This is a genomic window from Pseudodesulfovibrio pelocollis (assembly GCF_030282845.1).
Taxonomy (GTDB): domain Bacteria; phylum Desulfobacterota; class Desulfovibrionia; order Desulfovibrionales; family Desulfovibrionaceae; genus Pseudodesulfovibrio; species Pseudodesulfovibrio pelocollis.
The window spans coordinates 1-9,139 of the sequence record NZ_JASTWE010000066.1 but is presented as its reverse complement, the minus strand read 5'-3'; the positions used below and the strand labels follow the sequence as shown (position 1 = coordinate 9,139).

The following is a 9,139-nucleotide window of genomic DNA, read 5'->3' as shown; positions in this document are numbered from 1 at the left end:
TTCCCCCTATGGGATAAGGTTTTCGGGCCAGGAACCGATGCCCCAGCCGTTACAGGTGTCGGATTCCGCGCCCCATACAAATAGTGCACCGCCCTGGGGCGCGACCGCGTAATGATCTATCTCGACCCCGGCAGGCTTGAGCGGAATGTATCCGCCGGAGAGCAGCGCCTTGGTCACCGCGTCCGGGTAGGCTCCGGCCACGCCTACGATCATGCTCATGTCCTGGTTGTCCTGGATGACCACGACCATGCCGGTGTCCGCGAACACCGCTTCCCAGATAGCGTAGGCTCCGGGCAGGGTGCCGTCCCAGGCGTTGGCCGCCACCTTGGCGCGCAGCAGCAGCCGGTATGCCTCGTCGGGCAGGACCACCATGCCCGTGTCCGGGTCGTATGGCCCCTTCCACGCGCCCTGCTGCCAACCCACGCCATCAATGCCCCAGGAGAAATAGACGCCGTCCAGCGGCGTTTCCAGGGCGCGGCTGCGGCCTATCCACTCGCCCACCTGGTCGAGCTGCGCGCCGATCCCGACATCGAGGTCGAGCCCGTCGCGGATGGCCGTAAGCAATGCCTGCTGGTCCACCACGGGCTGCGCCAGAGCCGAGCACAGCGCCATGAATTTGGGCTGATCCCGGTAGAGCGAGGTGATGAGCGAGAGGTAGGTGTCGAGCGTCATAAGCTATGCCTCTGCCACGATCACGGTCACGTTGTCGGCCAGGCCCACAACCACCTCGTTGTAGGCGATGGACAGATTGGCGGTGGCCGGAGCCTCAATGCCGCGGGCAATGACCAGTCCGGTCACGTCGAAGCTGCGCTTGCCCGCGCTGGGCTCGGCGGCGTTGATCGGCGTGTACAGCTTGGAGAGCAGCACGTCTTCGCCAATGTTCAGGGCGTTGAAATACTCGGCCAGGTTCTCGCGGATGGCCGCGCCGGTGGGCGAGACGTATCCGGCCCTGGGCGCGATGGTCACCTCGACCACCACGGGCACCTCCACGGGACGGGAAAACCGGACCGCCGAGGGCATGCCGTAGCGGTCGGCCACCGTGAGCGTGATGTCTCCGTAGGTGCCGCACCCAGGCGTCTTCTTGCCAGCCACGGCCCCGGCTATGTCCGCGACGTCGCCCCCTTCCACCACCAGGGCCAGCGAGTGAGAGGGAATGCCGTTGCTGTCCGGCTCGTCCGTGTCGTTCTCGTACATCTTGAGCCGGATCACGCCGCTTACGTTGGCCACCGCGCCCACAATGCCCTCCAGCACGGTCTGCGACGGCAGCGCAGTGCTGACCCGCTGGCGGGTTCGCAAAGCAGCGTCGCTCTCGGCCGCAACTCCGGGCGTGGCCGCCAGGGCATTGGTCACCGACAGCCACCCACGGGTGGGCGTGGCAATGGCGTTTACCTCGCCCGCCGCCGCCTGGATCGCGCCGGGGTCCGCTGCCTGGGCCGTGACCGTGATCTCCCCGCCCACGGGGATGACCACAGTGTCGGGCAGTCGCCACTTCTGCCCGGCCACGTCCTGGGCCACGCCGCCCGTGATCACCGTGCCGGGCTGGCCTGTCAGGGTCAGGTCCACGGTAGACCGGCTGGCAGGCAGCCGCGCGATGCCGTTGAGCCGGACCATGCGGGAAAGGCCAGCGCCCTGGGCTGTCTGCGGGCTGAACGCGTTGTACACGGACTGGGCCAGCAGGTTGGCGTCGTGCAGGGCCATGGCGAACATGGCCAGCATCTGGCCCTCCTGGCTGTCGGCATCCAGGTACACGTCCTCGCCGAATATGGCGCGGAAGAAGCCCTGCAGCTCGGCCAGCAGGGCCGGGTACGTCGGGATGTGAATGCCCGTCTCGTCAATGTGTCCCACGAGCGCCATCAGAGAACCTCCTGAATTGCCGCCTGCCCGTACCGGGTGTCGATGGTGGCGTTGATGGTCAGTCGGCGGGTCTCGCCGTCAAAAATGGATTCGTAGTTGGCGATGCCGGTCACGCCCTCGGTGTCCAGGATGCGCGCCCGGATCACGGGGTCGAAGCTTCGCGCCGTGTGCTTGCCGAACACGCCGCCCACATACGGGGTGCCCTCGCCCAGGTCGAGAAACCACTCGCCCGAGAGCAGCCGCAACCGCGACACCACGGCCTGGGCCACGCCGCGCGGATTGTCCTGCCAGTAATCGGCCTGGCCGTGGCCATATTGGATGTCCGTGCCATTTTGCCACTTGCGGTATCTCATGCGGGCTCTCCCGTTGTGTCGCTGCCAGCCTGCACCCCGGTGTGCACATGGTGGACCTGGCTCACGCCCTCGGCCACCTGGTCGCCGGTGCTGGTCAGGCTGCCGTCCAGCGTGATGTCGCCGGTGATGGTGGCGGCCGCGCCGGAGCCGTCCAGCCCGGCCAGGGTGATGGCGTTGGCGGCGATCTCCAGATGCGGGGCGCGCAGCAGGATCCGCGCGTCGGCCTCGGCGTTTATCTCGCCGTCCGGGGTAAGGGTGATGGACGCGGCGGGGTTGTATGCGGTGATGGTGTAGTCCGGCATGATGGTCACGCTGGCCAGGCCGTCGTTGGTGCGCAGTTGCACGTTCTGGGCACTCACGGCGGGCAGGGTGCGCGGCTGCGAAAACGGGCCGACCAGGGCGAACCCGTCGGAGAGATCGTGCATGCGCGGCTCCATGGGCTCCTGCACGCCGCCGGACTGCCACCAGGCGTCGATGCACCGGGCGGCGAAGACCACCAGGCAGTCGTCGCCGGGCGCTATGGGAAAGGTCATGGTGAACCCGCCGCCAGAGGGAAAGACCACAGGCACGTCCACGAGCACCGGCAGCGCCACGCTGGTGGCGGAGCCGTCGGGCCGCTCCACCCGGCCCTTGATGGAGGGCTGCACGCTGACGGTCATGGCCGCCGGGTCAAAGGCCACCACCACGCCGGGCAGCGCGGTCCAGACCTCGGCCATGCGGCCGTCCATGGCCGCGCGGGTCGCCTCCACCGGATCGTCGAATCGCTCTCTGCGGTCCATCATCTGCCTCCATTGGTGTCGCGGAGCTTGGAGCCGACGGGCGCGGAGTCGTCTATGCCGACGCAGATCAGGTCCGCGTACCAGTCCGGCCCGCGCGTGTCGCCCCTGAGGTCTATGGCCAGGATGCGGTAGAGCCCGTCGTCGTCGAGGCGCGGAGCCTTGTCGAATGCCCCGGACCGCAGCTCTGTCTTGAATCGCAGGATGCTCGCGTTGTCGAGCTTGATGCGCCCGCCCACGCGAAAGCGCGGGTTGAGCAGGGCGCGCACGCGGATGCCCTCGTTGGTCTGCTCGGGCTGGCCGATGAGCCCGGTCTGCGCCGTGAGGCTGATGGCCTCGCCGGGGCTGTAGCCCTGGACCGGGATCATCTGGGCCGCGCCGTTCTGGATGGACCAGGTGGTGGCGCTGGTCTCGGCAGCGTCCCGCATGTACTTGCGGGCCATGCCATACATGACCTTGCCGCGCGGCAGGGCCTCGCCGCCCAGGTCCGGGATGTGCCCGGTGGCCACGCCGTGGTCGGCCAGGGAGCCGAGCGCCACGTCCGCCTGGTCGCGCACCGTGGCCCCGGAGGCCAGGGTGGCGTTGACCACGGCGTAGTTGTAGGCCCGGTCGCCATCGGCGGCCAAAATGTCCAGGTAGGTGTCCGTCCCGGCCTCGCGGCCCCGGCGCACCTGGCGCACGCTGCCGCCGAACACCAGACCGAAGTTGCCCTCGTATCCCGCCTGCAGCACCACGCGGGTGAACTCCTTCTGCACCCGCCGCGCCGTCTCCTCGGACAGGTTGTAGATGCGGATGTCCGCGCGGTTGGGCGTCTCGAAATCCGCATGCTGGGTGGCGAACGAGATGCGCAGATCTCCCAGCTCAAGGCCGGTGCCGTCGCCGCCCACCACAAGGCTGCACTTGCGCAGGTACAAACGATCCGTCAGCTCGCTCATGCGTCCACCTCGTCGTCGGTCACGAAATACAGCGCCACGCCGTTGCCCAGGTCGCCCTCACGGGGCGCGCGGTCGTGGTCGTCAGACCAGACCGCCAGCCCTCCGCCGAAGCCGAGGTGCCGGTGCGGGCCGAGCAGATCCGTGCCGGTGACCAGGGGCAGCCCGGCCAGCACGGACCCGCCGTTGTCGGGCAGGTCAATGTCCATCACCCAGCCAGCCTCCTCGGCGTCGCTGTGGCGCAGGGTCAACTGATACTCGGTGCCGCCCAGAGACACGGTGAATGTCTGGGGCGTCGAGGTGGTGGGTATCCGGTACACCGCCATGGTCATCCCCCAAAGAGTTGGCCCAGCGCCGACTTTTTCACCGGCTCGGCCTGTTTCTGTCCCTGCTGGTCCACTCCGCCGGTCTTGGCACCATACCGCTGGCGCGAGCGCGGCACCGCCACGGTGGCCACATTGGCCAGCAGCACCTGGCGCAGCTCGGCGGTAAAGATGAGGGCGTTCTCGCTGCCTTCCTCGGTGGTGCTGGTCAGCGAGCGGATGAGCATGTTGGCATAGACGCGCTTGCCGGTGACCAGGTCAAATGGCTCGCGGCTGCCCTGCAGCTTGAGCAGCGCCTCGTATGCCTCCACGCTGCGCCGCTCGCCAGCGGTCTGGCCGCCGGAGTCGGACACCCCGGCCCGGATGGTCACGGTGCAGGGCTTGAGGTAGGCATGGTCCGTGACCGCCGCGCCCTGCTCCACGGGATGCTCGGTGATCTCCAGCTCGTCGGTGTGTGTCTCCTCTATGGTCACGTCCATGATCAGCCCGCCGATGGAGCGGACCGGGCGCACGTAAACCGGCTGGGGCGATTGCGACAGGTAGGTCATCGCGCAGCCCCCCGCGCATGGCGCACCAGGTCGGCGTTGACTCCGGCCTGGGAGCGGCCCACAGCCCTGGCCGTGGCCTCGGGCGAGCCGCTGCCGTCCACATGGATCACGGTGCTGGCGTTGATGCTGGCCGAGCTGTTGCCCACGGCGGCTGCCTGGGCCGGAGACGGCGCGAGCGCGGCGGAGCGGGGCGCACCCGCCTGCTCGCCGCCGCCGAAGAATCTGGCGACGCCCGACGCGACCTGGCCAACCCAATCGAACGCGCCGCCCAGCCAATCCACGAATGCGCCGAACCAGGCCTTGACCGTTTCCCAATTGGTGATGATCAGCGTGGCTGCCAAAGCAAAGCCAGCGACCATCATGCCGATGGGGTTGGCGGCGGCGGCCATGCCGATGGCGCGTATCACGCCCGCCATTACCGTGCCCGCCGTGGAGATCGCGCCCATGACGGCGGGAATGGCGATCAGGGCCATCTTGAACGCGGCCAGTCCGGCTACCAGCGCACCCAGAGTAATTCCCCACCCGTTGCCCCAGTCGATCAGGCTCTCACCGCCCTCAAGCCATGTTTGAAAGTCGTCGATGAGCCCGACGATAACTGCGGCCAGGGCGATGAACATGCCCAGCGGTGTGGCCAGGAACGACAAATTCAGGAATTTCCAGGCCGCGGCGAAGCCCAGGATGCCCAGGATGATCTTCTGGACAGAATCGTCCAGCCGACTGAACCAGCCCACCACCACGCCGATCCATCCGAAGATGCGCATCACCAGAGTGCTGATCGCCCCGGATATGTTCATGATGAGGGCGATAATCTTCTGAAAGGTAATGGAGATCCTTTTGAAGTTTTCGATGATGGTCTTTCGGAAGCGGACAATGTCCGCCTGCATGCGGGTGATGACGCCCAGGCCGACAGACTTGGCCAACATCATGAGTACGGTCTTGATGGACTTGACCTCGGCCACAAAGCCCCTGCTGGCTTCTGCGGATTTCTGGGCGTCCATGCCGGATGCGGCGAACATTTCCCGGTATGCCTCGCGCAGGCCGTCCACATCGCTGGTCAGCATGGAGACAAGGTCACGGTCGATACCCAACTGGTTCAGGAACATCTCCTGGCGGCCACGGTCCATGCCCTTGATCCGTTCGCCGACATCACTGAGCACCTCCATGGTGTCGCGCAGCTGCCCGTTGGTATCCTTGACGCGGATGCCCAATCGCTGAAAAAACTCGATGCCGCCCCGGCCCAGGGTCGCCTCGGCCATCTTGGCCTGCAGGTTGGCCAGGGACGAGTGCAGCTTGTCGGTACTGGCTCCGGTCTGCTCGGCGACGTAGCCCATCTCCTCCAATGAGCTGACGGCGGTGCCGGTTGACTCGGATATTTTGAGCAGGGCGTCTTGCTCTTCGGCGATCTTGTACAGCCCCCAATAGATACCGGTGGCGGCGGCCTTGACCGCCGCGCCAAAGGCCAGCGCCCGCGTGGTGGACGAGGCCAGGGACGAATTGAACTTCTTCATCCCGGCCTCGTCCACCTCGAACCCGAGCCGTGTCAGGAATTCCTTCAGCACTTCAGCGCCCATGTTCTTTTTCCTTGGCCTTTATGTATCGCCGCTCGTTTTCGTCGCGCACGTCCAGCGCATCGTTCAGCGTTGCCACGTCCGCCAGATCCACCGTGCCGTCGAGCAGGCTCTCGTAGCGCAGGCACCCGGCCAGCACAGGGCGCAGCAGCCACTCCTCGCCGCCGGGCATGCCTACCCACTCGACATCTACGTCCGGCCCCCGGCGCTGAAATCCGGGAGCTTCCCGCCGAAAAAACCCGACAGGTTGTGCTGCAGCGCCTGCCAGGCGATCTGGAGCATGACCGGCATGTCGATGTCCTCGAACATCAGCGCGCCGTCAGACGCCACCCTGGCCCAGCCTCCGGCTGTCTGCTTGCGCTCGGCCACGGCCAGGCAGTTGTCCAGGATGTAGTCCATGTCCGCGTCCGGGATCTCGGCCAGCGAGGTGGCGAGCACACCCAGGGCGGCCTGCGCGCCCGCCTCCGCGTCCAGCTCCTTGCCGTCTGTTTTCTTGACGCCGGGCTCAGTGCCGACAAGGGCCATGAGGCCGGGCATGATCGGCCCCATGCGCCTGAGCACGTGGAACTGCCGCTTGGCGTCCATCCTGCCCACCCGATAGGTGTGACCCTTGGCCTCGAATTCGTTGCCTGTCATGTCGCCCCCTTAGGCCTGTGCCGCGCCGGAGCCGAGCACGTAGGTGGTTTCGCCGCCGTCAAACACCCATTCCACGGTGCCGCCTTCCTTGGCGTAGGTCAGCGGCGGCACCTTCTTGAACGCCGCCTTGCTCACAGTGACCAGGTCGCCGCGCGCCGGGTCCGAGACCGTGATGGTGTTGGTCCCGTGCCGTGCCGCGCTGGCGGTCTGGTGGTTGTACATGGTCATGAGCTGGCGGTTGACCGGGCTGGTCTTGAGCAGGCGCAGGGTCACGGTACTGGCGGTGGACGCCGCCAGCGAATGCATCACCGCGCCGTCCGCGCCGGGGGTCATCACGTTGCGATCGCCCACGGGCTCGATGCTGATGCCCTCGTCGGCCGCGCCCTCCTTGATGGAGAAGTTGCCGCCCTCGCCGTCGATGACAGCGGTCACATCCGCAAAGCTGTAGCTGGACATAGTTGATCCTCCTAGCGGTTAACGTCGATCTGCACGTCCACGAAGTGGACGGCACCAGCCAGTTTCACGGCGCACTGGATGGGCGGGGCCTTGCGCTCCTCGCGCTCGCTCTGCGCCTGGTCCACCAGCGGGGTGGAATAGATGTAGTAGCCGGTGGGCAGGTAGTCGCCCTGCTCCAGCTGGCCGAAGCCGTCCGCGTTCCAGGTGCCCGGAGCCACCAGGCCGTTGGCCACGGCCTCGGCAAAGACAGAGGATATCCGCGCCTTGATCTGGCTGATGCCGCTCTCGGTTTGCGGGATCTTGGTCTTGCTCTGGTAGAGCAGGTTCCAGCACTCGGTCTGCACCGCGTTTTGCAGCCAGTCCAGGCCGTGCACCTCGTCGAAGAACGCGCCGCTGGCCATGGTCCCTTCCTGGATGATGGCCGTGTCGTTGTCGTAGTAGACGAACACGTTGACCCTCTTGGCGGCCAGCGCCGTGGCCTGGGTCTCGGTCAGGGTCTCGGCCACCACGCCGGGCAGCTGCTTGAACTTGAGGGTGATGGTCGAGCGGTTGGCCGAGAAGTTGACCGAAAAGGCCCGGCCAAAGAAGCTGGCCACCGCGTAAGCATTGCCCGCGCAGTACAGGACAAAGGATCGGTCATAGTCCAGGGCCTTGAGGCGGGAGCCGATGTCGGCGGTGTAGGTGGCCGAGAGGCAGCGCGGGTCCGTGTCGGTCACGCCGTAGACGCGGCTCTTGCCCGTGGCCTCGATAAAGGCGGCCACCGCCACATGCTGGTCCACGGTCAGGGCGGCGGCGAACATGAGCCCGTACCACTCGCCGGACACGTCCGCCAAGGCAGCCGCGCACTCGGCGGGCGTCTCGGCGTCGAATCCGGGCACGGGCGCGTAGGCCAGTGCCGAGGTCAGCCCGGTCATGGCCGAGATGTCCGTGCCGCTGGCCGGGGCCGTGGCGTAGCCCATGAACACCGTGGCACCCGTGGCCACGGTGGTGATCACGAAACGGGAGCCGTCCCAGGCGCAGGCGGCCCCTTCGGACCCGGCACCGGCCAGGGCCGCACTGATGATGGCGGCCACGCCGGGCATGGTGGTCGCGCCGCTGAAGTCGAGCCCGGTCAGGCTGGTCTCGACCCCTTCCACCTCGATGTCCATGGCACCGTCGGCAATGGCGGTCCAGGCGTCCAGGTCGGTCTCGGCAGATCCACCCCGCAGGATGGCGACCGTGGCCGTGGAGATGTACCGGCCGATGGCCAGCACGCGCGGCCGGGGCGACTGGGAGAAATAGAGTTGCGCAGTCAGGTACTCGGGATCCGTGGAGCCAAAATCGTCGCCCACGGCGTCGATGCTGGTGTAGGCGCGGATGCGCTCCACACCGTCGATCACGGGCGTGTCCCCGGCGATGCACAGCACGCCGAAGCTGCGCCTCGGCACGGCCAGGGGCTGCAGGTTGACAGCCACATTGACGACACGATTGACCGAAAGTCCGGTGGTCATTTAGGCACCCTCCTGGGTGGGGGTTGATTGCGCTGCCAGCCCGGTGTCCGTTTCGATGGTCGCGGAGCCGCACAGCAGGTTGCGCACCGGATAGGTCCGGCGGGCCTCATGGTCAAAAATCAATTCCAGGTCCACGCGCTGCACCCAGAGGGTGTTGATCAGCTCGGGGACGGTCAGCGGGTCGCCAGCGGCGACAAACGCCA

General features: G+C 67.0%; 13 protein-coding genes. All 13 read right to left on the bottom strand.

Annotated elements, in window-relative coordinates; translation table 11 throughout:
• Positions 1–6: 6 nt before the first annotated feature.
• Positions 7–672: a DUF2612 domain-containing protein gene (locus tag QQS14_RS15550; protein ID WP_285907933.1), complete on the bottom strand. Its 666-nt coding sequence runs from the start codon at positions 670–672 to the stop codon at positions 7–9.
• Between the two features lie 3 nt (positions 673–675).
• Positions 676–1,854, bottom strand: coding sequence for a baseplate J/gp47 family protein (locus QQS14_RS15545; RefSeq protein WP_285907932.1), 1,179 nt, complete (start codon positions 1,852–1,854; stop codon positions 676–678).
• The gene (locus QQS14_RS15540; protein WP_285907931.1) at positions 1,854–2,207 is read right to left on the bottom strand and encodes a contractile injection system sheath initiator; all 354 of its coding nucleotides are present in this window, start codon (positions 2,205–2,207) and stop codon (positions 1,854–1,856) included. The genes QQS14_RS15545 and QQS14_RS15540 overlap by 1 nt, the downstream gene beginning before the upstream one ends.
• Positions 2,204–2,989, bottom strand: a complete 786-nt coding sequence (locus QQS14_RS15535) for a Gp138 family membrane-puncturing spike protein (protein ID WP_285907930.1) — start codon at positions 2,987–2,989, stop codon at positions 2,204–2,206. The genes QQS14_RS15540 and QQS14_RS15535 overlap by 4 nt, the downstream gene beginning before the upstream one ends.
• Positions 2,986–3,918: a phage protein gene (locus tag QQS14_RS15530; RefSeq protein ID WP_285907929.1), complete on the bottom strand. Its 933-nt coding sequence runs from the start codon at positions 3,916–3,918 to the stop codon at positions 2,986–2,988. The genes QQS14_RS15535 and QQS14_RS15530 overlap by 4 nt, the downstream gene beginning before the upstream one ends.
• Positions 3,915–4,241 carry a phage baseplate plug family protein gene (locus tag QQS14_RS15525; protein ID WP_285907928.1) on the bottom strand — a complete coding sequence of 109 codons (327 nt, stop codon included), beginning with the start codon at positions 4,239–4,241 and terminating at the stop codon, positions 3,915–3,917. The genes QQS14_RS15530 and QQS14_RS15525 overlap by 4 nt, the downstream gene beginning before the upstream one ends.
• Positions 4,242–4,243: 2 nt before the next feature.
• Entirely contained in the window at positions 4,244–4,786 is a 543-nt protein-coding gene (locus QQS14_RS15520) for a phage baseplate protein (RefSeq protein WP_285907927.1), read from the bottom strand.
• Positions 4,783–6,357 (bottom strand): phage tail tape measure protein, encoded by a 1,575-nt coding sequence (locus tag QQS14_RS15515; protein ID WP_285907926.1) that lies wholly within the window; start codon positions 6,355–6,357, stop codon positions 4,783–4,785. The genes QQS14_RS15520 and QQS14_RS15515 overlap by 4 nt, the downstream gene beginning before the upstream one ends.
• On the bottom strand, positions 6,347–6,526 hold the full coding sequence (locus QQS14_RS15510; protein ID WP_285907925.1) for a DUF6889 family protein: 180 nt from the start codon (positions 6,524–6,526) through the stop codon (positions 6,347–6,349). The genes QQS14_RS15515 and QQS14_RS15510 overlap by 11 nt, the downstream gene beginning before the upstream one ends.
• Positions 6,527–6,543: 17 nt before the next feature.
• Complete coding sequence (locus tag QQS14_RS15505) at positions 6,544–6,990, bottom strand: phage tail assembly chaperone (RefSeq protein WP_285907924.1); 447 nt, start codon at positions 6,988–6,990, stop codon at positions 6,544–6,546.
• A 9-nt stretch (positions 6,991–6,999) separates the two neighbouring features.
• A complete protein-coding gene (locus tag QQS14_RS15500; protein WP_285907923.1) occupies positions 7,000–7,446 on the bottom strand; it encodes a phage structural protein in 447 nt (148 codons plus the stop codon).
• Between the two features lie 11 nt (positions 7,447–7,457).
• Positions 7,458–8,936: a DUF3383 domain-containing protein gene (locus tag QQS14_RS15495; protein ID WP_285907922.1), complete on the bottom strand. Its 1,479-nt coding sequence runs from the start codon at positions 8,934–8,936 to the stop codon at positions 7,458–7,460.
• Positions 8,937–9,139: hypothetical protein (locus QQS14_RS15490; RefSeq protein ID WP_285907921.1), on the bottom strand; the 203-nt coding region annotated here is incomplete at its 5' end. It lies immediately after the preceding gene.